At 62.9% G+C, this 21,388-nt stretch carries 18 protein-coding genes; 3 read left to right on the forward strand and 15 right to left on the reverse strand.

Annotated features, from left to right (window positions below; all coding sequences use genetic code 11):
* Window positions 1-146: 146 nt before the first annotated feature.
* From yoaA to AC3QL2_RS00605, 13 genes are all read right to left on the reverse strand, one after another.
* On the reverse strand, window positions 147-2,102 hold the full coding sequence (gene yoaA, locus AC3QL2_RS00545) for a DNA repair helicase YoaA (protein WP_493234314.1): 1,956 nt from the start codon (window positions 2,100-2,102) through the stop codon (window positions 147-149).
* Window positions 2,103-2,125: 23 nt separating this feature from the next.
* Entirely contained in the window at window positions 2,126-2,914 is a 789-nt protein-coding gene (locus AC3QL2_RS00550; RefSeq protein WP_493234130.1) for a hypothetical protein, read from the reverse strand.
* Between the two features lie 7 nt (window positions 2,915-2,921).
* Complete coding sequence (gene zapE, locus AC3QL2_RS00555; RefSeq protein WP_493234131.1) at window positions 2,922-4,040, reverse strand: cell division protein ZapE; 1,119 nt, start codon at window positions 4,038-4,040, stop codon at window positions 2,922-2,924.
* Between the two features lie 130 nt (window positions 4,041-4,170).
* A complete protein-coding gene (gene lpdA, locus AC3QL2_RS00560; protein ID WP_493234132.1) occupies window positions 4,171-5,592 on the reverse strand; it encodes a dihydrolipoyl dehydrogenase in 1,422 nt (473 codons plus the stop codon).
* Between the two features lie 80 nt (window positions 5,593-5,672).
* The gene (gene odhB, locus AC3QL2_RS00565) at window positions 5,673-6,857 is read right to left on the reverse strand and encodes a 2-oxoglutarate dehydrogenase complex dihydrolipoyllysine-residue succinyltransferase (RefSeq protein WP_493234133.1); all 1,185 of its coding nucleotides are present in this window, start codon (window positions 6,855-6,857) and stop codon (window positions 5,673-5,675) included.
* 39 nt (window positions 6,858-6,896) lie between these two features.
* Complete coding sequence (locus AC3QL2_RS00570) at window positions 6,897-9,722, reverse strand: 2-oxoglutarate dehydrogenase E1 component (protein WP_493234134.1); 2,826 nt, start codon at window positions 9,720-9,722, stop codon at window positions 6,897-6,899.
* A 162-nt stretch (window positions 9,723-9,884) separates the two neighbouring features.
* Complete coding sequence (gene gltA / locus AC3QL2_RS00575; RefSeq protein WP_493234135.1) at window positions 9,885-11,180, reverse strand: citrate synthase; 1,296 nt, start codon at window positions 11,178-11,180, stop codon at window positions 9,885-9,887.
* Between the two features lie 57 nt (window positions 11,181-11,237).
* Window positions 11,238-11,474: a succinate dehydrogenase assembly factor 2 gene (locus AC3QL2_RS00580; protein ID WP_493234136.1), complete on the reverse strand. Its 237-nt coding sequence runs from the start codon at window positions 11,472-11,474 to the stop codon at window positions 11,238-11,240.
* Entirely contained in the window at window positions 11,471-12,184 is a 714-nt protein-coding gene (locus AC3QL2_RS00585) for a succinate dehydrogenase iron-sulfur subunit (RefSeq protein ID WP_079436769.1), read from the reverse strand. The genes AC3QL2_RS00580 and AC3QL2_RS00585 overlap by 4 nt, the downstream gene beginning before the upstream one ends.
* Window positions 12,185-12,203: 19 nt before the next feature.
* Entirely contained in the window at window positions 12,204-13,997 is a 1,794-nt protein-coding gene (gene sdhA / locus AC3QL2_RS00590) for a succinate dehydrogenase flavoprotein subunit (protein ID WP_493234137.1), read from the reverse strand.
* The gene (gene sdhD, locus AC3QL2_RS00595; protein WP_481113723.1) at window positions 13,998-14,345 is read right to left on the reverse strand and encodes a succinate dehydrogenase, hydrophobic membrane anchor protein; all 348 of its coding nucleotides are present in this window, start codon (window positions 14,343-14,345) and stop codon (window positions 13,998-14,000) included.
* On the reverse strand, window positions 14,339-14,728 hold the full coding sequence (sdhC, locus tag AC3QL2_RS00600; RefSeq protein WP_493234138.1) for a succinate dehydrogenase, cytochrome b556 subunit: 390 nt from the start codon (window positions 14,726-14,728) through the stop codon (window positions 14,339-14,341). The genes sdhD and sdhC overlap by 7 nt, the downstream gene beginning before the upstream one ends.
* Before the next feature lie 120 nt (window positions 14,729-14,848).
* Window positions 14,849-15,577, reverse strand: a complete 729-nt coding sequence (locus AC3QL2_RS00605; protein WP_493234139.1) for a GntR family transcriptional regulator — start codon at window positions 15,575-15,577, stop codon at window positions 14,849-14,851.
* Between the two features lie 224 nt (window positions 15,578-15,801).
* Between AC3QL2_RS00605 and AC3QL2_RS00610 the strand changes: the two genes are divergently transcribed.
* Both AC3QL2_RS00610 and AC3QL2_RS00615 read left to right on the forward strand, forming a co-directional pair.
* Complete coding sequence (locus AC3QL2_RS00610; protein WP_493234140.1) at window positions 15,802-16,794, forward strand: malate dehydrogenase; 993 nt, start codon at window positions 15,802-15,804, stop codon at window positions 16,792-16,794.
* Between the two features lie 116 nt (window positions 16,795-16,910).
* Window positions 16,911-17,906, forward strand: coding sequence for an HpcH/HpaI aldolase/citrate lyase family protein (locus AC3QL2_RS00615; RefSeq protein ID WP_493234141.1), 996 nt, complete (start codon window positions 16,911-16,913; stop codon window positions 17,904-17,906).
* Window positions 17,907-17,980: 74 nt separating this feature from the next.
* Here the strand turns inward: AC3QL2_RS00615 and AC3QL2_RS00620 are convergent, their stop codons facing one another.
* Window positions 17,981-19,243 (reverse strand): nitronate monooxygenase, encoded by a 1,263-nt coding sequence (locus tag AC3QL2_RS00620; protein ID WP_493234142.1) that lies wholly within the window; start codon window positions 19,241-19,243, stop codon window positions 17,981-17,983.
* Window positions 19,244-19,499: 256 nt separating this feature from the next.
* On the opposite strand from AC3QL2_RS00620, the gene AC3QL2_RS00625 reads away from it, so the two are divergent.
* A complete protein-coding gene (locus AC3QL2_RS00625) occupies window positions 19,500-20,393 on the forward strand; it encodes an adenylate/guanylate cyclase domain-containing protein (RefSeq protein ID WP_493234143.1) in 894 nt (297 codons plus the stop codon).
* Here the strand turns inward: AC3QL2_RS00625 and AC3QL2_RS00630 are convergent.
* Entirely contained in the window at window positions 20,390-21,349 is a 960-nt protein-coding gene (locus AC3QL2_RS00630) for an alpha/beta hydrolase (protein WP_493234144.1), read from the reverse strand. The two genes, AC3QL2_RS00625 and AC3QL2_RS00630, sit on opposite strands and share 4 nt — an antisense overlap.
* Between the last annotated feature and the right edge of the window lie 39 nt (window positions 21,350-21,388).

The following is a 21,388-nucleotide window of genomic DNA, read 5'->3' on the forward strand; positions in this document are numbered from 1 at the left end:
CGATGAAAATGATGGAAATTTCGGTTTCCTGGTTGCGAGACTGGAAGGAGTCCATCCATCAACGGATGATTGAATTCCGTTTTTCGGCAAATCTCATCGAAAAGTGCTTCGGCATCCGCCGTTCTAGCGGACACCCTGGCGATATCTCAGCGCCCGCTGGCCGGTGGCGGCAGGTCTTCGAGGAAGGCGACGACTTCCGCCTCGACCTTCGAGCGGGTCATCGGCGGCAGGCTCTGCCAGACGCGCTTGCCGTAAGGCTTGGTGAGCATGCGGGGGTCGCAGATGGCGAGGACGCCCTTGTCGCGTTCGGTGCGGATCAGGCGGCCGGCGCCCTGCTTGACGTTGATGACGGCGCGCGGCAGCTGGTATTCCATGAAGGGGCTGCGGCCGGATTTCTGCATGTGCTCGATACGTGCGGCGAGCACCGGGTCGTCCGGCGGGGCGAAGGGCAGCTTGTCGATGACGACCACCGACAGCGCGTCGCCGGGCACGTCCACGCCTTCCCAGAAGCTCTGGCTGGCCACCAGGATGGCGTTGCCGAGGCGGCGGAAGCGGTCGAGGAGTTCGGTGCGCGAGCCCTCGCCCTGGATCAGCAGCGGCAGGTCGAGCTTTTCCCGTTCCAGGTAATCGCCGATCAGTTCATGGATGCGCCGCATGGCCTTGAGCGAGGTGCACAGCACGAAGGTGCGCCCCTGGGCGGCGCGGATCAGCGGGAAGGCGACCTTGGCGACGGCGTCCGGGTAGTCCGGGCTGTTGGGCTCGGGCATGCCCTGGGGGGCGTAGAGGACGGCCTGGGCGGGATAGTCGAAGGGGCTGCCCCACACGGCCGTCTCGATCGGCGGCTCGACCCAGTGCAGGCCCAGCTCGCGGCAGTAGTGGCCGAAGTCCTTGCCGACCGCCAGCGTGGCCGACGTGAACACCCAGGCCCGCGGGTGGCCGTCCATCTGGCGCTTGAAGATGCTGGCGATGGACAGGGGCGTGGCGTTGAGGGACAGGGCCTGGCTGAAGACTTCCACCCAGCGCACCCAGTCGGTGTTCTCGGGCTTGATCCAGCGGGCCAGGATCTCCTGCAGCTCCTGGGTGCGGCGCAGGCAGTTGGCCAGCCCTTCGGAGCGCTCGGCCTGGGTCTCGACGATGGCGCCGAAGGCGGCCAGCTCGTCGCCGAGGGCTTCCAGCGCTTCGTGGAAGGGCTTGTTGTCTTCCATCTGCGCGAAGCCGAAGCGGGCGTTCTCGGCGTGTACGGACAGACGCAGGTCGCGGGTGGTTTTTTCGAGCTTGCGGGTGGCTTCGATGAGGTCCAGGCAGTCGCGGGCGGCGGCCACCGTTTCGGAGCGGGTGTCGCGGGCCAGTTCGAGCAGCTGGGACGTGGACACGCTCTCGCCGAAGAACAGGCTGGCGGTTTCCGGCAGCTGGTGGGCTTCGTCGAAGATCACCGCATTGCACGACGGCAGCAGCTCGCCCATGCCTTCGTCGCGCAGGCTCACGTCGGCGAAGAACAGGTGGTGATTGACCACCACCACGTCGGCGTCCATCGCGTTGCGGCGCGCCGCGGCGACGAAGCACTCCTTGATGTTGGGGCATTCCTGGCCCAGGCAGTTGTCCCGCGACGAGGTGGCGAACATCCAGGCGGCGGCGTCTTCCGGCACCTCGGGGCATTCGGCCTTGTCGCCGGTCTGGCTGATCTCCATGAAGCGCCCGATGGCGCGCAGGTGGGTGGCGTCCTCGGGGGTCTGCAGGCGCGCGTCGGCCAGGTTGCGGGCCAGGTGGTAGTGGCACACGTAGTTGGCGCGGCCCTTCAGCAGGGCCACCGCGACGGGTACCTTGAGGGCGGCGCGGATGGTCGGCAGGTCGCGGTTGAAAAGCTGGTCCTGCAGCGTCTTGGTGCCGGTGGAGATGATCACCTTGCCACCGTTCAGCAGCGCCGGCACCAGGTAAGCGTAGGTCTTGCCGGTGCCGGTACCGGCCTCGGCGACGAGCACGCGGTTCTCCTTCAGCGTGAAGGCGATGTGCTCGGCCATCTCCATCTGCTGGCGGCGCGGTGCGAATCCGGGAATGGCCTTGGCCAAGGGGCCATCGGGCGCGAAGGCTTGTTCGACGTTCATGGTACTGAAAAGCAAGGGGCGGCTCAGTCGAGGGCGTCGACCCGCAGCCAGACCTGGCCGCGGCTCTGATTGTCGCCCTGGCGGACACCGCCGGTGCCGTATTCGGAGCGGCGGCTGTCGGTTTGACTGCCGCCGAGGGGGATCCATTCGCCGAGGCGGCCGCGGACCTGGGTGGACAGGCGGGAGGACTCGATGCTGCCATCGGGGCGGAGCTGCTCGACGGCCGGCGTGATGTCGATGCTGACCTGCTCGCCGATCAGCTGCGGCGCGGCCATGAAGCCGCTGCCCACATCCATGAAGCGCACGCTGTCCACGGCCTGCCAGCCATTTGGGCCGGCACGCCATTCGCGCATGGCGATGGGCAGGGACTGGCCGACGCGGATCAGCGCGCGCCCGCCCTCCACCACCTGGACCTGCTGGCTGAGCTGCTCGTTACGACTCGTGCTGCCGGCGCCGGCTTCGACGATCACGCGGCTGTTGCCAGGCAACAGCCGCGCGTTGATGCCGGCTCCACCGCCCTGCCCGGCCACATCCTGATCCTGGCGCACGGACACCACGAGGCGGCGCAGCGGCGTATCCAGCGCGTCGATGGCGGCACGCAGTTCGGACAGGTTGGCCGGCGAGACCCGCAGCAGCAACTTGTCGCCCATATTGGACAAGGAGCCGCCAGGCTCCACCAGCGGCCGCAGCGCCGGCAGGATCTGCTCGGCAGGCCGGTGGCGCAGCGTGACGATCTCCAGGCGCGGCTCCGCCCGGGCCGTGGTAAGCACGGCCAGCAAGGCAAGGGCGAGGCAGGCCTGGCGGCGTTTCATGCAGGGCTCAGGCCGCGGAGGTCCGGTGGGCTTCGGCGAGGTAGTCGCGGGAGCGCATCTCGATCAGGCGGCTGACCGTGCGGTGGAACTCGTTGGCCTGGCGGCCTTCCACGTAGAGGTCATAGGCCTGGCACTCGGCGCTGACCAGCAGCTTGACCCGGTGGTCGTAGAGAACGTCGATCAGCCACGTGAAGCGACGCGCCTCGGAGGCCATCGCGGCGCTCATCTTCGGCACGCGGGAGAGGATCAGCGTGTGGTACTCGCGGGCGATCTCCAGGTAGTCATTCTGCGAGCGCGCGCCGCCGCACAGGGTGTCGAAGTCGAACCAGATCACGCCGGGCGCGATGCGCTGAACCTTCAGCTTGCGTTCCAGCACCTCGATCTCGCCAGGCTTGCCCTTGGTGCAGGCGATCTTCTCGAAATCCGCAGCCAGGTGCTTGTCGGCGGCCTCGTCGGCGGGCACCAGGAAGGCGTCCATCTGCTCCAGCGTACGCAGCCGGTAGTCGGTGCCGTGATCCACCTCGACCACGTCGAAGCGGCGCTTGATCATGTCGATGGTCGGCAGGAAGTTGATGCGCTGCAGGCCGTTGGGGTAGAGGCCGTCCGGCGGGTAGTTGGAGGTCATCACGAAGATGGTGCCGCGGGCGAACAGCGCGTCGAGCAGGCGGCCGAGGATCATCGCGTCGGCGATGTCGGACACGTGGAACTCGTCGAAGCACAGCAGGCGGGTCTGGCGCGCGATGCGGTCGGCGACCTTTTGCAGCGGGTCGGCTTCGTTGTTGAGGTTCTTCAGGTCGTTCTGCACTTCCTGCATGAAGGCATGGAAGTGCACGCGGCGCTTGCGCTGGTACGGGACCGAATCGTAGAAGCAGTCCATCAGGAAGCTCTTGCCGCGCCCCACGCCCCCCCAGAAGTACACGCTGCGCGGCTGCTTGGGCCGCGACAGCAACTTGCGGAGGGTGCCCTTGCGAGCCGCCTTGAAGGCGACGAGTTCGGTGTACAGGCCTTGCAGGCGCTGGGCGGCGGCGCGCTGGGCGGGGTCGGACTTGAAGCCGCGGGCCTTGAGGGTGGCGTCGTAGGCTTCGAGCATGCCGTGCTCGGCAACCTTGAGGATTCGATGGGGCATCGTCGTGGCAGGTGTTGTCTGGGCGCTCTCTGGTCGCGCCACTTATGGAAACGGGGGTGGTAAGGCATTTTACTGCCTGACCACCCCCGGGTGATGCGCGGAGCCGGCTACAAAAGGCCGGCCGCCGTCATCAGAAGTGCAGAGGACGCTTGTCCACCGCCAGGGCGGCTTCGTGCACCACTTCCGACAGGGTCGGGTGAGCGTGGCAGATGCGTGCCAGGTCTTCGGACGCACCGGCGAACTCCATCGTCACCACGGCCTCGCCGATCAACTCGGAGGCGTTGGAACCGATGATGTGCACGCCGAGGATGCGGTCGGTGTTGGCGTCGGCAATCATCTTCACGAAACCGGCCGGGGTGCCGGCACCCAGCGCACGGCCGTTGGCCATGAACGGGATCTTGCCGATCTTGTAGGCGGCGCCTTCGGCCTTGAGCTGCTGTTCGGTCTTGCCAACCCAGGCGATCTCGGGCGAGGTGTAGATGACCCAAGGGATGGTGTCGAAGTTGGTGTGGCCCTTCTGGCCGGCGATGGTTTCGGCCACCGCGACACCTTCTTCCATGGCCTTGTGGGCCAGCATCGGGCCACGCACCACGTCGCCCACCGCCCACACGCCGTCCAGGTTGGTACGGTTGTGGTCATCGACTTCGACGAAGCCGCGCTCGTCGATCTTGAGGCCAACCGCTTCGGCGTTGAGGCCGGCGGTGTTCGGCACGCGACCGACGGAGACGATCAGGCGGTCGAATTCAGCCGTCTGGGCGCCGTCCTTGGTTTCGTACTCGACGGTGACGGACTTCTTGCCGACGGTGACGGCACCGACCTTGACCGACAGCTTGATGTCGAGGCCTTGCTTGGTGAACAGCTTGAGGGCTTCCTTGGCCACGTCCTGGTCGGCAGCGCCGAGGAAGCTGTCCATCGCTTCGAGGATGGTGACTTCGGCGCCGAGGCGCTTCCACACGGAGCCCATTTCCAGGCCGATCACGCCGGAGCCGATGAGGCCGAGGCGCTTGGGCACGGCGTCGATGTCGAGGGCGCCGATGTTGTCGCAGACCAGCTTGTTGTCGACCGGGATGCCGGGCAGGTGACGGGCGGTGGAGCCGGTCGCCACGATGACCTGCTTGGCTTCGACGACTTCCTCGCCGACCTTGACCTGCCAACCGGCGTCGGTCTTGCCGACGAAGGCGCCGTGGCCAGCCAGGAAGGTGACCTTGTTCTTCTTGAACAGGCCCTTGATGCCGGCGGTGAGCTGCTCGACGATCTTGGACTTGCGGCCGATCATTTTGGCCACGTCGATCTTCGGCGTGCCGACGGAGATGCCCTGCTCTTCAAAGGCGTGACCGGCCTCCTCGAACAGGTGGGAAGTGTGCAGCAGCGCCTTGGACGGGATGCAGCCGACGTTCAGGCAGGTGCCGCCGAGGCGGGGCTCGCCCTTCGGGTCGGCGTAGGGATTGGATTCGGCGCAGGCCGTGTTGAAACCGAGTTGTGCGGCGCGGATCGCTGCCACGTAGCCACCGGGACCACCGCCGATGACCAGCACATCAAATTGCTTCGCCATTTAGTCTCTTCCTTGTGCAGACAAAAACGCGGCACGGCTGCAGCCCTTGCGGGCCGCGACCGTGCCGACGGTTGGATGGATCAGACGTCCAGGATCAGACGAGCCGGATCTTCCAGGGCTTCCTTCATGGTGACCAGGCCCAGGACGGCTTCGCGGCCGTCGATGATGCGGTGGTCGTAGGACATGGCGAGGTAGTTGATCGGGCGCACGACGACCTGACCATTTTCCACCACGGCGCGGTCCTTGGTGGCGTGGATGCCGAGGATCGCGGACTGGGGCGGGTTGATGATCGGGGTGGACATCATGGAGCCGAACACGCCACCGTTGGAGATGGAGAACGTGCCGCCGGTGAGCTCTTCGATGGAGATCTTGCCGTCCTTGGCCTTCTGGCCGAACTCGGCGATCTTCTTCTCGATGTCGGCGATGGACATGTTGTCCACATCACGCAGGATGGGCACCACCAGGCCACGGGGCGAACCGACGGCGATGCCGATGTCGATGTAGCCGTGGTAGACGATGTCGTTGCCATCGACGGAGGCGTTCAGGATCGGGAACTTCTTGAGGGCGGCGACGGCAGCCTTCACGAAGAAGCCCATGAAGCCCAGACGCACGCCGTGAGCCTTCTCGAACTTGTCGCCGTACTGCTTGCGCAGCGCCATGACCGGAGCCATGTTCACTTCGTTGAACGTGGTCAGGATGGCGTTTTCGTTCTTCGATTGCAGCAGGCGCTCGGCGATGCGGGCACGCAGACGGGTCATCGGAACGCGCTGTTCGACACGCTCGCCGGTCGGAACGGCCACGGCCGGAGCCGCAGCAGCCGGAGCGGCAGCCTTCGGCTGGGCAGCGATGGCGTCTTCCTTGATCACGCGACCACCACGGCCGGAGCCGGCGACGTCAGCGGCAGCAATGCCCTTCTCGTCGAGGATCTTGCGGGCGGACGGGCTGGCAGCGCCGGCAGCCGTGGCAGCGGCGGGTGCAGCCGCAGCGGGGGCCGCAGCAGCAGCCGGAGCGCCGGCGGCAGCCTTGGCTTCGGTGTCGATGGTGGCGATCACTTCGCCGGAAGTCACCGAGTCGCCGCCGTTCTTGACGATCTTGACCAGCACGCCGTCGGCCGGAGCCGGGGTTTCGAGCACGACCTTGTCGGTCTCGATGTCGATCAGGTTCTCGTCACGGGAAACGGCGTCGCCTTCCTTCTTGTGCCAGCTGACCAGCGTGGCTTCGGAAACGGACTCGGACAGTTGGGGCACTTTGACTTCGATCAGCATATCTTCTCCCTTGTTTTCAGTTCGGCGTGGACGTTTGCATCAGGCTTTGATTTCGCCAAACGCATTTTCGATGACTGCCTTTTGTTGCGCATTGTGCTTGGCGTAGTAGCCGACCGCCGGCGATGCCGCGGCGGGACGGGCCACCAGCAGGAACTTGCGCTCGTCGCCGAGGGCGCTGTCCAGATGGTGACGGGACGCCAGCCAGTACCACACGCCCTGGTTGCGGGGCTCTTCCTGGCACCACACCACTTCCTTGGCGTTGGGGTACTTGTTGACTTCAGCCGCGAAGGCTTCGCGCGGGAACGGGTACAGCTGTTCCAGGCGGACCACCGCGATGTCGTCGATGTTGTTGGCGCGACGGTGGGCCAGCAGTTCGTAGTAGATCTTGCCGGAGCAGATCACCACACGCTTGACCTTGTTGACGTCGAGCTCGTCCACTTCGCCGATGACGGTCTGGAAGGTGCCCTTGGAGAGATCGTCCAGGGAGGAGATCGCATCCTTGTGGCGCAGCAGGGACTTCGGCGTGATGATCACCAGCGGCTTGCGCAGCTTGCGCAGGGCCTGGCGACGCAGCAGGTGGAAGATCTGCGACGGGCCAGACGGGATGCACACTTCCATGTTCATCTCGGCGCACAGCTGCATGTAGCGCTCGATACGGGCGGAAGAGTGCTCGGGGCCCTGACCTTCGTAGCCGTGCGGCAGCATCATGACGAGACCGCACTGACGGCCCCACTTGGCTTCACCGGAGCTGATGAACTGGTCCATCACCACCTGGGCGCCGTTGGCGAAGTCGCCGAACTGGGCTTCCCAGATCACGAGCTGGTTCGGTTCAGCCGAGGCGTAACCGTATTCGAAGGCCAGCACGGCTTCTTCGGACAGCACGGAGTCGTAGCAGTAGAACGGGCCCTGACCTTCGCGGATGTTCTGCAGCGGGTAGAAGGTGCCGTCGTGCCACTGGTCGCGGTTCTGGTCGTGCAGCGCGGCATGGCGGTGGAAGAAGGTGCCACGGCCGACGTCTTCACCGGACAGGCGGATGCCGAAGCCCTGCACCACCAGGCTGGCGTAGGCCAGGTTCTCGGCCATGCCCCAGTCGAAGGGCAGCTTGCCGGCGCCCATCGCCTTGCGGTCGTCGATGATCTTCTGCACGCGGGGGTGCAGCACGAAACCTTCCGGCGTGGTGGTCAGCGCCGTGGCCAGACGCTCGAGTTCGGCGGTCGGCACGGTGGTGTCGCACTTGTCGGTGTAGGCCTTGCCGGCGTACGGCGCCCAGTCCTGCGCGAACTGGCGCTTGAAGTCGGACAGCACGGGATTGGACAGCAGCTCGCCCTTGTCGAGGGCGGCGCGGTAGTCCTTGATGAACTGTTCCGGCTCGTCGGCCTTGACGATGCCCAGCTGGGTCAGCTTGTCCGCGTACAGCTTGCGGGTGCCGGGGTGCTTGGCGATCTTCTTGTACATCAGCGGCTGGGTGACCATCGGCTCGTCGGCCTCGTTGTGGCCCAGCTTGCGGTAGCACACGATGTCGACGACGACGTCCTTCTTGAACTCCTGGCGGTATTCGACGGCCAGGCCCATCACGAAGGCCACGGCTTCCGGATCGTCTCCATTGACGTGGAAGATCGGAGCCTCACCCATCTTGAAGATGTCGGTGCAGTACAGCGAAGAACGGTAATCGCGCGGATCGGAGGTGGTGAAGCCGATCTGATTGTTCACCACGATGTGGATCGTGCCGCCCGTGCCGTAGCCGCGGGTCTGCGCGAAGTTCAGCATTTCCTGGTTGACGCCCTGGCCGGCAACGGCCGCGTCACCGTGGATCAGGACCGGGATGACCTCGGCCTTGCCCTTGGCGCCACGACGGGTCTGGCGGACATACACGGAGCCCTCGACCACCGGGTTGACGATTTCCAGGTGAGACGGGTTGAAGGCCAGGGTCAGGTGCACCGGACCACCGGCGGTCATGACATCGCTGGAGAAGCCCATGTGGTACTTCACGTCGCCGGCCGACAGGTCGGACGCAGCCTTGCCTTCGAATTCGGAGAACAGCATGCTCGGCGACTTGCCGAGGGTATTGACCAGCACGTTCAGGCGGCCGCGGTGGGCCATGCCGACGACGATTTCCTGCACCCCCTTGCTGCCGGCGACACGGATCAGCTCGTCCATCGCGACGATGGTGCTTTCACCACCTTCGAGGGAGAAGCGCTTCTGGCCGACGTACTTGGTATGCAGGTAGCGTTCGAGGGTCTCGGCGGCGGTCAGGCGCTCGAGGATGCGGCGCTGCTGGTCGGCCTGGTAGCCGGGACGGCCCTTGGTGGGCTCGAGGCGAGCCTGGATCCAGCGCTTTTCACCGATATCGGTGATGTACATGTACTCGGCACCGATGGAGCCGCAGTAGGTCTGGCGCACTGCGTCGAGGATCTCGCGCAGGGTGGCGTGATCGCCGGGCAGACCATGGAACGAACCGGTATTGAAGGACTGATTGAGATCCGCTTCGGTGAAGCCGTAGTGGGACAGCTCGAGTTCGTGGATCTCGGGACGCTCGGTGCGCTTCAGCGGATCGAGCTGGGCCCAACGGGTGCCGAGGAAGCGGTGGGCGTTGATCAGCTGCAGGACGCTGACCTGCTTCTGGTCGACGCCGGACGCCACGACGGTGCGGACCGGGCCACGCTTCGCCATGTCGGCAAAGGCGTTGATGATCGGGTAGTGCGCGACGTCGCGGCCCTTGCCGGGCACATTCTGCAGCGAGTCGAAATACGTCCGCCATTCTTCGGAGACGGAATCCGGATTGTCGAGATAGTTCTCGTAAAGCTCTTCAACGAACGGCGCATTGCTGCCGAACAGTTGGGAGCTCTCAAAAAGCTGTTTCATCATGGGCGACCACCTGGCTTATATCTTGTCTTTTTGAAGGTACTTGCTTTCGGTGGGGAGAAATCCCTGTTTGATTCACTTCTTCAGAAAAACGAAGCGGGATGGCCTGATTCTTCGACCATCCCGCATTCGCTCCCCTGTTTCCCCCTCCCCTTCCGGGCAAACTTAGCCGCGTTGGGCCAGCGGGACGACGTCGCGGCGAGCGGCGCCGATGTACAGCTGACGCGGGCGACCGATCTTGTACTCGGGATCGGTAATCATTTCTTCCCACTGGGTCATCCAGCCGACCGTACGGGCCAGCGCGAAGATGCAGGTGAACATTTCAGTGGGAATGCCGAGCGCCTTCTGGACGATGCCGGAGTAGAAGTCCACGTTCGGGTAGAGCTTCTTCTCGACGAAATATTCGTCTTCGAGGGCGATCTTTTCGAGTTCCTTGGCCAGCTTGAAGAGGCGGTCGTTCTCGAGGCCCAGTTCGCCGAGCACGTCGGCACAGACCTTGCCCATCAGCTTGGCGCGCGGATCGAAGTTCTTGTAGACGCGGTGACCGAAGCCCATCAGCTTGAAGGAGTCGTTCTTGTCCTTCGCACGCTTGATGTACTCGCCGACGCGGGACACGTCACCGATCTCTTCCAGCATCTGCAGGCAGGCTTCGTTCGCGCCGCCGTGCGCCGGGCCCCACAGGCAGGCGATACCGGCAGCGATACAGGCGAACGGGTTGGCACCGGAGGAACCGGCCAGACGGACGGTGGAGGTGGACGCGTTCTGCTCGTGGTCGGCGTGCAGCGTGAAGATGATGTCGAGGGCGCGGACCAGAACCGGGTTCGGCTGGTACTTCTCGCACGGGTTGCCGAACATCATGCGCATGAAGTTCGAGGTGTAGTCCAGCTCGTTGTCCGGATACATGAACGGCATGCCGGTGCTGTACTTGTAGGCCATCGCGACGATGGTCGGCATCTTGGCAACCAGGCGGTTGAAGCTGATGTTGCGATGCTCGGCGTCGGAGAAGTCCATCGCGTCGTGGTAGAACGCGGACAGGGCACCGACCACGCCGGTCATGACGGCCATCGGGTGGGCGTCGCGGCGGAAGCCAGAGTAGAACTTGGTCAGCTGCTCATGAACCATCGTGTGGCTCTTGATGGTCTTTTCGAAGTCGCCCTTTTGCGTGGCGTTCGGCAGTTCGCCGTTCTTCAGCAGGTAGGTGACTTCCAGGAAGTTGCAGTTTTCGGCCAGTTGCTCGATCGGGTAGCCGCGGTACAGCAGCTCGCCCTTGTCACCGTCGATGTAGGTGACCTTGGACTGGCAGCTGGCCGTGGACAGGAAGCCGGAGTCATACGTGAAGTACCCAGTCTTGCCACCCAGGGTACGGATGTCGATCACATCATTGCCATGGGTCCCCGACATGATCGGAAAATCTACGGCCTTGTCACCTACGGTCAGTGTTGCAGTACGTTGCGTGGTCATATTTTGGTCCCTTTTTCCCTGTTGAAACTCCAGCGCCCTATCACTAGACCTGCCGGACTATCGAGCCCGGAGCAGGTCCACCATTTCCTGCCAGCGCTCCTTGGTGACCGGCTTGCTGCCGTTGACAATGGCCCACAGGTCATGGTCTTCGACGAGCAAGAGGTCATCCAGATCGGCCAGCTGATCGTCGGTCAGACGATCGAAGTGCCTTTCGAGGAAGCGCGTGAACACCAGATCGAGCTCGAGGAGAGCCCGACGGCACTGCCAGCGCACGCGCCCCCGATTGAGCGTCATACCGCGCGGCGAACCATCATGTCTTTGATCTTGCCGATCGCCTTCGTCGGATTCAGGTGCTTCGGGCACACGTCGACGCAGTTCATGATGGAGTGGCAACGGAACAGACGGTACGGATCTTCCAAGTTGTCCAGACGCTCGCTGGTTGCCTGGTCACGGGTATCCGCCAGGAAGCGGTAGGCCGCGAGCAGACCGGCGGGACCGACGAACTTGTCCGGGTTCCACCAGAAGGACGGGCAGCTCGTGGAGCAGCAGGCGCACAGGATGCACTCGTACAGACCGTTGAGTTCATCGCGGTCTTCCGGCGACTGCAGGCGCTCGCGCTCGGGAGCGGGCTCGTTGTTGATCAGGTACGGCTTGATCGAGTGGTACTGCTTGAAGAACTGGGTCATGTCGACGATCACGTCGCGGATGACCGGCAGGCCGGGCAGCGGGCGCAGCGTGATCGGCTGGGCAATGTCGTCCATGCTGGTCAGGCAGGCCAGGCCGTTCTTGCCGTTGATGTTCATGGCGTCGGAGCCACACACGCCTTCGCGGCAGGAGCGGCGGAAGGACAGGGAATCATCCTTGGCCTTCAGACGCACGAGAGCGTCCAGCAGCTTCTTGTCGGACTCTTCGAGTTCGACGGAAATGTCCTGCATGTACGGCGCGGCGTCCTTGTCCGGATCGTAGCGGTAAATCTTGAACTGTACGGTTCGCTTGCTGCTCATGTTCTATTCTCCGGAACGCTCAGTAGGTACGCTTGGCAAGGGCGATCGGCTCGACATCGGCCGACATCGGCTGAAGGGTGACCGGCTTGTAATCAAGGCGGTTGCCTTCGCTGTACCACAGCGTGTGCTTGAGCCAGTTCTTGTCGTCGCGGCCGTTCGGGGTCTCGGCGCAATCGATCGCGTCGTCACGCACGTGAGCGCCGCGGGATTCCTTCCGGGCTTCGGCGGAAACCATCGTGGCCTTGGCGACTTCAATGAGGTTGTCGAGTTCCAGGGCTTCGGTACGGGCGGTGTTCCAGACCTTGGACTTGTCCTTGATCTGGGTGTGCTTGGCACGCTCGGCGACCTCGAGGATCTTGGTGACGCCTTCCTTCAGCATGTCGGCGAAACGGAACACGCCGGCGTGCTTCTGCATCGTGCGCTGCATGTCGAGGCGAACTTCATGGACCTCTTCGCCGTTGGTCTGGGCTTCCAGACGGGCGATACGCGCCAGCGATACGTCGGCTGCATTTTCGGGCAGCGGCTTGAGGGTCAGCTGACCGGACTGGAAGTCGGACACCACGGTTTCGCCAGCGGCCTTGCCAAACACCAGCAGGTCGAGCAGCGAGTTGGTGCCCAGGCGGTTGGCGCCGTGCACGGATGCGCAGGCACATTCGCCGGCGGCATAGAAACCGGCAACCGGAACGTTCGGACTACCGTCCTTCGGCACCACGACCTGGCCCTTGTAGTTGGTCGGAATACCGCCCATCTGGTAGTGGCAGGTCGGCACGACGGGAATCGGAGCCTTGATCGGGTCCACACCGGCGAACTGGATCGAAATCTCGCGAATGCCAGGCAGACGCTTGTTGATCGTTTCGGGCGACAGATGGGTGATGTCGAGCAGCACGTGGTCCTTTTCGGAACCGCAGCCACGGCCTTCGTTGATCTCGGTGACCATCGAACGGGACACCACGTCGCGGGAAGCCAAATCCTTCAGGTTCGGCGCGTAGCGCTCCATGAAGCGCTCGCCGGAGGCGTTACGCAGGATGCCGCCTTCACCACGCACACCTTCGGTGATCAGCACGCCGGCACCGGCTACGCCGGTCGGGTGGAACTGCCAGAACTCCATGTCTTCTAGCGGAATGCCGGCACGGGCCGCCATACCGACACCGTCGCCGGTGTTGATGAAAGCATTGGTGGAGCTGTGGTAGATACGGCCGGAACCGCCGGTCGCGAAAATGGTGGCCTTGGCATGGAAGATCGACACTTCGCCGGTTTCCATTTCCATCGCGGTCACGCCGAGGACGTCGCCATCCGCATTGCGGATCAGGTCCATCGCCATCCATTCGACGAAGAACTGGGTGTTGGCACGCACGTTGCGCTGGTACAGCGCGTGCAGCATCGCGTGGCCGGTACGGTCAGCTGCCGCACAGGAACGGGACACCGGGGTCTGGCCGTAATTCTGCGAGTGGCCACCGAACGGACGCTGGTAGATCTTGCCGTTGTCGGTACGGTCGAAGGGCATGCCGTAGTGTTCGAGCTCGACGACCACTTCGTTGGCCTTCTTGACCATGAATTCGATGGCATCCTGGTCGCCCAGCCAGTCCGACCCCTTGACGGTGTCGTACATGTGCCAGTGCCAGTTGTCTTCGGTGGAGTTGCCAAGGGAGGCAGCCACACCGCCCTGCGCCGCCACGGTGTGGGAGCGGGTCGGGAAGACCTTGGTCAGAACGGCGGTCTTGAGACCGGCTTCGGAGAGCTGCAGGGCGGCGCGCAGACCGGCGCCACCAGCGCCGACGATCACTGCATCAAAGGTACGCTTTGCGACTTTCACTTACAGCCTCCAGAGAATCTGAGCAGCCCAACCGGCGTAGCCGATGAGCAGAAGAGCAACGACCGAATGCAGGGTCAAGCGAATGCCGGTCGGCTTGATGTAGTCCATGAAGATGTCCCGCACGCCGATCCAGGCATGGAAGAACAGAGACATGAAGAACAGGAAGGTCGCGAAGCGCATGAAACCGCCGCTGAACACGCCGCGCCAGCTCTCGTAGGAGCCATCGAAGGAGGACAGCACCACAACGGCGAGAACAACCGTGTAAATGGCCATCACCACCGCGGTGATGCGCTGGGCGAGCCAATCACGGAAACCGTAATGGGCGCCGACAATGATGGGCTTTACCATAGCTTGGACACCATAATGACAGTGAGGATGAGGCTGACGATCAGCACGATGCGGGCGCTGGAAACAGCGGCTTGCTTATCGACGCCAACATGCACGTCCAGCAATAGGAAACGGATACCGGCACAGAAATGATGCAGGTAAGCCCAGACCAAGCCAGACAGAATGAGTTTGACGAAAACGTTGTCCACGACTTCCTTGAAGGAAGCAAAGGACTCGGGCGAGCCGACGCTGCTACCGAAGAGCGACAGCAGAACGGGCAGCATCAGGAACAGGCCTGCGCCGCTGACACGATGCAGGATCGAGACCTTGCCAGGCAAGGGCAGCCTGATCTCGTTCAACGCCAGATGCTTCGGGCGCTGTTTTTTCAAAGTCACCTCTGTCATAGATTTTTCCCTCTAACAATTGCGATTGCTAAATCGCACTTTTCCCACACAAAATTATAAGTATATACCCTGACCCCACATTGACAGGCCGGGGCCACCCATCAATTCACTCTGCTTAACCTAGCTGAGTTCGTTCAAATAATAGTGTTCTGCCGTCGAATACAGCCCCCGCCGCCACTCAACGGGACGATCGCCATAGGTATAGGTAACCCGCTCGACCGACAGCAGGGGCACGCCTTCCACCACGCCCAGCGTCTCGCTGGTCATGCGGTCGGCGGCAACGGCGCGGATCCGCTCTTCCGCGCGGATCATGCGAACGCCGAAGCGCGCTTCGAAAAGTCCGTAAAGCGACCCATGCGCAGCCTGAAGCACTTCCATGTTGAGGCCATGAAAGATCTCGCCCGGCAAATAGATTTCGTCCACCACAACCGGCTTCCCGGAAAAACGCAGCAGGCGTCGCAGAATAGTGACCGGCGCCCCAAGTTCAATTCCGAGCATCCGGGCCGCCTCATTCCCGGCCTTCGCTTTCCAGCAATCCAGGGGAATGCTCTGCGGATGAGACAGGTCGCCATCCATCGGAACCAGCCTCAGGAACCTGAACATGGACCGGGGATCGTTGTGGGATGCAACGTAGGTGCCCTTGCCCTGCTTGCGGACGAGCAGGTTCTCGGCCGCCATCTCATCGATGGCCTTACGCACAGTCCCTTGACTTACATTAAATCGCAAGGCAAGTTCCTGCTCGCTGGGAATGGCCTGTCCCGGCCGCCATTCGGCAGACTGGAGGGCATTGATCATCAGATTCTTGATCTGACGATACAGAGGGCTGAAGGTGGGCGATTCGGGTCGCATTCGGCAATTGAAGCACACTTTTAGAAGACAGTCCACGACACATCTTCTATCTTATATAAGACATAAGACATGAATTGACAGTCTTCACAAATGCACCTACGATTCACGTGTTGAGCGATCATCCGCTGATCACAACTTCGATTGCGCATCGCGACGACCTGTGGGAGGCCGCGCGAGTCTGCAGCATGGTGTCGAATCACTTCTTACTAGAGGGAGTTTCATAAATGGCAAAAGCCCCCGTTCGTGTCGCAGTCACCGGCGCCGCCGGCCAGATCGGCTACAGCCTCCTGTTCCGCATCGCCAGTGGCGAAATGCTGGGCAAGGACCAGCCCGTCATCCTCCAGCTGCTTGACCTCCCGCAAGCCCAGAAGGCCGTCAAGGGCGTCATCATGGAGCTCGAAGACTGTGCATTCCCGCTGCTGGCCGGCGTGATCGCCACCGACGACCCGAACGTCGCCTTCAAGGATGCCCAGGTTGCCCTGCTTGTCGGCGCCCGTCCCCGTGGCCCCGGCATGGAGCGCAAGGACCTGCTGACCGAAAACGCCAAGATCTTCACCGTGCAAGGCGCCGCCATCGGCCAGTACGCCGATCCGGACGTCAAGGTGCTGGTTGTCGGCAACCCCTGCAACACCAATGCCTACATCGCCAAGGAAATCGCCGTGAAGTACGGCCGCGTCCAGGCCAAGAACTTCACCGGCATGCTGCGGCTCGACCACAACCGCGCCCTGTCCCAGCTGGCCTCCAAGTCCGGCCGCGAAGTCTCCAGCCTGAAGAACCTGGTCGTCTGGGGCAACCACTCCCCCACGATGTACGCCGACTACCGTGCCGTGACCGCCAATGGCGACAACGTCAAGAACCTGATCAACGACGAAGCCTGGAACCGCGACGTGTTCCTGCCGACCGTCGGCAAGCGTGGCGCTGCGATCATCGAAGCCCGCGGCCTGTCCTCCGCCGCCTCCGCCGCCAACGCCGCCATCGACCACATCCGTGACTGGTGGCTCGGCTCCAACGGCGAATGGGTCACCATGGGCATTCCTTCCGATGGCTCCTACGGCATTCCCGAAGGCATCATCTACGGTTTCCCGGTCACCACCGAGAACGGCGAGTACAAGATCGTCCAGGGTCTGGAAATCGACGAATTCTCCCGCGACCGCATGAACAACACGCTCAACGAACTGCTCGAAGAGCGCGATGGCGTGAAGGATCTGCTGGGCTAATTCAAGCCTCTGCAATTCAGCTTCACGATAACGCGGGGACGGAAACGTCCCCGCGTTTTTTCATGTGGCTTTTTTTGCTACTCTCCGGCCGATCAAATCAGACAATCACATCCGCCATGTCCGCCCTGCCCCATCCCGACCTCGTTCTGTTTCAGGGCGAAACGCCCTTCCCCATCCTGCCCGCGGTCGATCATTACGCCGGCAGCGAGAAGCTGATGCGCAAGGCATTAAGCCTGCAGCAGGAACTCGGCCCGATCTTCGACATCACCTGCGACTGCGAGGATGGCGCCCAAGCCGGCGCAGAGGCCGAACACGCTGCCATGGCCGCCAGCATCGTGATGTCCGATGAGAACCGGTTCGACCGTGTCGGCGCGCGCATCCACGACATCACGCACCCCCACTGGGAGGCGGACGCAGACATTCTCGTCGGCAAAGCTGGTTCGCGCCTGGCATTCCTGACCCTGCCCAAGCCACGCAGCGTGGCGGATGCATCCAGGCAAATCGACGCAATCCGTGACGCGGAAACACGCCATGGCATAAATCGGGAAATCCCGGTCCATGTACTGATCGAAACCCACGGCGCGCTGCGCGACGCGTGGGAGATTGCTGCACTCGAACGCGTCGAATCCCTCGATTTCGGCCTGATGGATTTCGTCAGTGGCCACCACGGCGCAATCCCTGGCTCCGCAATGCGCAGCCCCGGCCAGTTCGACCACCCCCTCGTGGCTCGCGCCAAATGCGACATCGCTGCCGCAGCCCTGGCCAATGGCGTTGTTCCTTCCCACAACGTCACCACCGAACTGAAGGATCTCGACTACATCCGCCGCGACGCCGAACGGGCCCGACAGGAATTCGGCTACCTGAGAATGTGGAGCATCCACCCCAACCAGATCGTGCCCATTGTCGAGGCCATGCGTCCGAATTTTTCCGAAGTGGAGGACGCCTCTCAGATTCTCGTCGCCGCCCAGGACAAGCACTGGGGTCCGATCCAGCATGCCGGCAAATTGCACGATCGCGCCTCTTACCGCTATTACTGGGAATTGCTGAAGCGCGCGCGCGCGACCGGCATGGAGATCCCGGCAGAAGCGGCAATTCGCTTCTTCCAGGAATAAAAAACAAAAATGGGGCGATAAAATCGCCCCATTTTTTCTCGCCAGACCCGCAGTGAATCGGGCCGGCCTATTCCTTATTCCGCGCCCTGAATCTTCTCAGGCAGCAGGATCGAATTATCCGTACTGTACTGATAATCGTGAAAGACGTGCTCTGCCGAAAGGATCTCGTAATTACCCTCGGCGTTTTTGTACGACGTATCCTTCAGGCGATACGTGTAATGGCCGCAAGTCCAGACATCGAAGTTACGCATGTGGGTGCATAGGCAGGTCTTGTCCATCACCGAAACCTTCTTGACCCCGGGGTGCAGCGCAACTTCCTTGTTGTATGCATCGATGTACGAGCAATTGCCGTTGCTGTCGAGCAAGTAGCCGTAGGCCTCGCAGTTCGGACGAATACCGGAGCCGATGGCCGGGCTCCCGGTCAGCATGCGCATAGGATAGCCAGTGGGGGAAATCTGATTGACGATGATTTCCTCTTCGCTGGCCTTGAAGTAATGCTGCTGAACATCCTCGGGCAGGCCGCACTCTTTCGTCACGGTGAAGCGCGTTGCCACCTGCACCGCCCCCGCCCCGTTCTCGAGGAAGGCCGCGGCATCGCTGCCGGTAAAGATGCCACCCGCGGGAATCAGCGGGATCTCGAGCTTCTCCTGGATCAGCCACGCGCGGATCTCGGCGACGATGACAGCCAGGTCATACTTGGCCCAGTCCATGCCGAAGCCCAGGTGCCCACCAGCCAGCGGCCCTTCCACCACGACATAGTCCGGCAGGCGGTTCGTACGGGCGCTCTTGCGCAGGAAAAGCTGCAGCGCACGCAGGGACGACACGATGATGCCCAGCTTGGCATCGCGGAAACGCGGGTGATCCTCGATCAGGCCAAACGAACCAAGGTGCAAGCCCGCGGCGAGGGTGATGCCGTCCGCGCCCGCATCCAGCGCCGCCGTCAAACGCACGCGCAAGGTTTCCTTCGGCGCATTCATCGTCAGCTTTTCCATGCAGTTCACGAAGACCAGGCCGGGCCCGCGCTTCGCTTCCATGGTTTTGCCGACGTGCAGCATCGTGGCTTCGGCCAGCTGCCCGAGATCGAACTGGACGACCGACTTGTCGGAGTTGGCCACGTTGTGCTTGTACTGCCGGAGCTTGTCCTTCACATACTTGGTATTGAAACGACGATCGGCAACCGTCTTGATCATTGCATCCGAGATGTGACCGATTCCGCCCAGGCGTGCAGCCTCCAGCGCCAGATCCGCGGTGGAGATGTCCACCCCCATACCGCCGATCACGATAGGCACCAGCTCCTGCTTGCCAAAGCGCAGACGGAAATCATCAACTCGTTTCATGAAACCCCTTCCAGACAGACATGACGCGCCACGAGGAGACGGTTCCGTTCGCGGCTAAACGTATCATTATCCCACTGCGCGGCCTCCTTGCCTCTACTTAGATCAAGGAAAATGTGTCTAGATCACCCAGACCGGTCTTGCGGGCGCCTTTCGCCGACGGACGGCTCTCCGCAGTGAGGCAAATTTGTTACCTTGACTGTGCGGAAAATATCACGGACTCCGCTAGAATCACGCCTCCTACGCCAGTTACATCCAGATGCCGGACCCAACACCGCCCGCCCAAGAATGCGCTGTCCTGTTTGCCGACCTCGTCGGCAGCACGCAGCTGTATCAGCGCGTCGGTGACAAGTCTGCATTCGAGGTCGTTGACCGCTGCATCCGCTCCATGCGTATCTCGGTCGAAACCAAGGGCGGCCGCGTCGTCAAGCACACCGGCGACGGTCTGATGGCTGTCTTCAAGGACGCCGACAGCGCTGCCGACGCCACGCTGGCAATCCATCAAAGCATGAAGGAGGTCCCTTCGCCACCCGAACAACGCCTTGCCGTCCGGATCGGCTTCCAGTTTGGCGCGGTAGTGGTCAGCGGAACGGATGTTTTCGGGGATACGGTCAACTTTGCAGCCCGCCTTGCGGAGTTGGCCTCCCCCGGCAAAGCAATCATCTCGGCCGAAACTGCCCGTCGGCTGGGGCCGGAATGGCGGTCCGTGCTGCATCCCCTGCCCCCCCGGGTCATCCGCGGCCTCAGCCGCCCGGTGGAATTGTGCGAGCTGATGTGTGAAGCGGTCGGAGAACTGACCATCGTGCAGAGCGGCCATTTCCTGCTCGATGCCGAGCCCGAACTGCATCTGTACGTGGGCGACGGTTCCGTCGTCCTGAATTCGGCACGCCCCAGCGTCCGTATCGGCCGGGATCCGGCCGCCGACATCGTGATCAGCGACACTCAGTCATCCCGGCGCCATGCCGAGATCGAACTGCGCGGCGACAAGTTCGTCCTCATCGATCGCAGCAGCAATGGCACCTTCGTGCAGATCGAGGGAGAGCGGGAATTCCTCCTCTCCCGCGAGGAAGTGGTGCTGCGCGGCCGCGGCCATTTCTCCCTTGGCCGCAGCTGTACGATCAGCCCTCAGCTGATCAGCTTCGTCTGCATCTAGGCGGAAGCGCGCAAGGCTTTAGCCAACTCCTTCCCGGCCAGCTCGACCGCTTCCCGCGCCTGCGGAAAGAACTTCCCGAGGGTAAAGAAGCCGTGGACCATGCCTTCAAACTCATGGAAGCGCACCGCGCCGCCGGCGTCACGCAGAGCGTCGGCATAGGCGCGCACGTCATCGCTCAGCGGATCGCAGCCGGCAACGATGAAGCTCGCCGGCGGCAGCTCGTCGAAGCGCGAGGCAAGCAGCGGTGAAGCACGCCAGTCACTCCAGTCCGAATCCGACGGCAGGTATTTCTCGAAGAACCAGGCCAGGCTCTCCGTATCGAGGAAATAGCCATTGGAGTAGGTTCGGCGGGACGGACGCTGGCTGAGGATGTCGGTGCACGGATAGATCAGCAGCTGCAACGCAGCCCGCGGCCCGCCTTCGTTACGCAGTTGCAGCGCGGTAACGGCACTCAGCGTGCCGCCAGCACTATCGCCCGCCAAGGCAAAACGCGCCGGGTCGATGCCGAGCAACTCACTGTTCGACAAGGACCAGGTCACCGCCCGATGGGCATCATCCACCGCCCCAGGGAAAGGATGCTCGGGCGCCAGGCGGTAATCCACCGACAGCACCGCACATTCACTATGATTGGCCAGCTCGCGGCACAGGACGTCATAGCTCGGGATGCCACCGACGCACCAGCCGCCGCCATGGAAATAGAAAGCCAGCGGCAGGACGGCGTCCGGCTTGGCATTCAGGGGGCGATACAGGCGCGCCATGATCACGCCGTCGCGGGCGTGCGGGCGAGGGATCGGCACATCAGTGACCGAGGCCACCGCCGGCGCCTCCGGCCGGAGCGCGAACTGCAGCTTTTCAAAGGAATGGCGGGCCTGATGCACATCCAGCTCGTGGAAGCGCGGCGCACCGACACGGTAGACCATGTCGAGCAAGGCCTTGGCTTGGGGGTCGAGGGCCATGGAAGTCTGTCTTGGGGTAATGGCGACGAAGCTGAACCG

It is taken from the genome of Zoogloea sp. GW822-FHT05C07 (assembly GCF_058800215.1).

Excerpts from the sequence above, each read along its gene's own strand:
- yoaA (WP_493234314.1), bottom strand. The coding sequence starts at position 2,102 with ATGAACGTCGAACAAGCCTTCGCGCCCGATGGCCCCTTGGCCAAGGCC.
- AC3QL2_RS00550 (WP_493234130.1), bottom strand. The coding sequence starts at position 2,914 with ATGAAACGCCGCCAGGCCTGCCTCGCCCTTGCCTTGCTGGCCGTGCTT.
- zapE (WP_493234131.1), bottom strand. The coding sequence starts at position 4,040 with ATGCCCCATCGAATCCTCAAGGTTGCCGAGCACGGCATGCTCGAAGCC.
- lpdA (WP_493234132.1), bottom strand. The coding sequence starts at position 5,592 with ATGGCGAAGCAATTTGATGTGCTGGTCATCGGCGGTGGTCCCGGTGGC.
- odhB (WP_493234133.1), bottom strand. The coding sequence starts at position 6,857 with ATGCTGATCGAAGTCAAAGTGCCCCAACTGTCCGAGTCCGTTTCCGAA.
- AC3QL2_RS00570 (WP_493234134.1), bottom strand. The coding sequence starts at position 9,722 with ATGATGAAACAGCTTTTTGAGAGCTCCCAACTGTTCGGCAGCAATGCG.
- gltA (WP_493234135.1), bottom strand. The coding sequence starts at position 11,180 with ATGACCACGCAACGTACTGCAACACTGACCGTAGGTGACAAGGCCGTA.
- AC3QL2_RS00580 (WP_493234136.1), bottom strand. The coding sequence starts at position 11,474 with ATGACGCTCAATCGGGGGCGCGTGCGCTGGCAGTGCCGTCGGGCTCTC.
- AC3QL2_RS00585 (WP_079436769.1), bottom strand. The coding sequence starts at position 12,184 with ATGAGCAGCAAGCGAACCGTACAGTTCAAGATTTACCGCTACGATCCG.
- sdhD (WP_481113723.1), bottom strand. The coding sequence starts at position 14,345 with ATGGTAAAGCCCATCATTGTCGGCGCCCATTACGGTTTCCGTGATTGG.
- sdhC (WP_493234138.1), bottom strand. The coding sequence starts at position 14,728 with ATGACAGAGGTGACTTTGAAAAAACAGCGCCCGAAGCATCTGGCGTTG.
- AC3QL2_RS00605 (WP_493234139.1), bottom strand. The coding sequence starts at position 15,577 with ATGCGACCCGAATCGCCCACCTTCAGCCCTCTGTATCGTCAGATCAAG.
- AC3QL2_RS00610 (WP_493234140.1), top strand. The coding sequence starts at position 15,802 with ATGGCAAAAGCCCCCGTTCGTGTCGCAGTCACCGGCGCCGCCGGCCAG.
- AC3QL2_RS00615 (WP_493234141.1), top strand. The coding sequence starts at position 16,911 with ATGTCCGCCCTGCCCCATCCCGACCTCGTTCTGTTTCAGGGCGAAACG.
- AC3QL2_RS00620 (WP_493234142.1), bottom strand. The coding sequence starts at position 19,243 with ATGAAACGAGTTGATGATTTCCGTCTGCGCTTTGGCAAGCAGGAGCTG.
- AC3QL2_RS00625 (WP_493234143.1), top strand. The coding sequence starts at position 19,500 with ATGCCGGACCCAACACCGCCCGCCCAAGAATGCGCTGTCCTGTTTGCC.
- AC3QL2_RS00630 (WP_493234144.1), bottom strand. The coding sequence starts at position 21,349 with ATGGCCCTCGACCCCCAAGCCAAGGCCTTGCTCGACATGGTCTACCGT.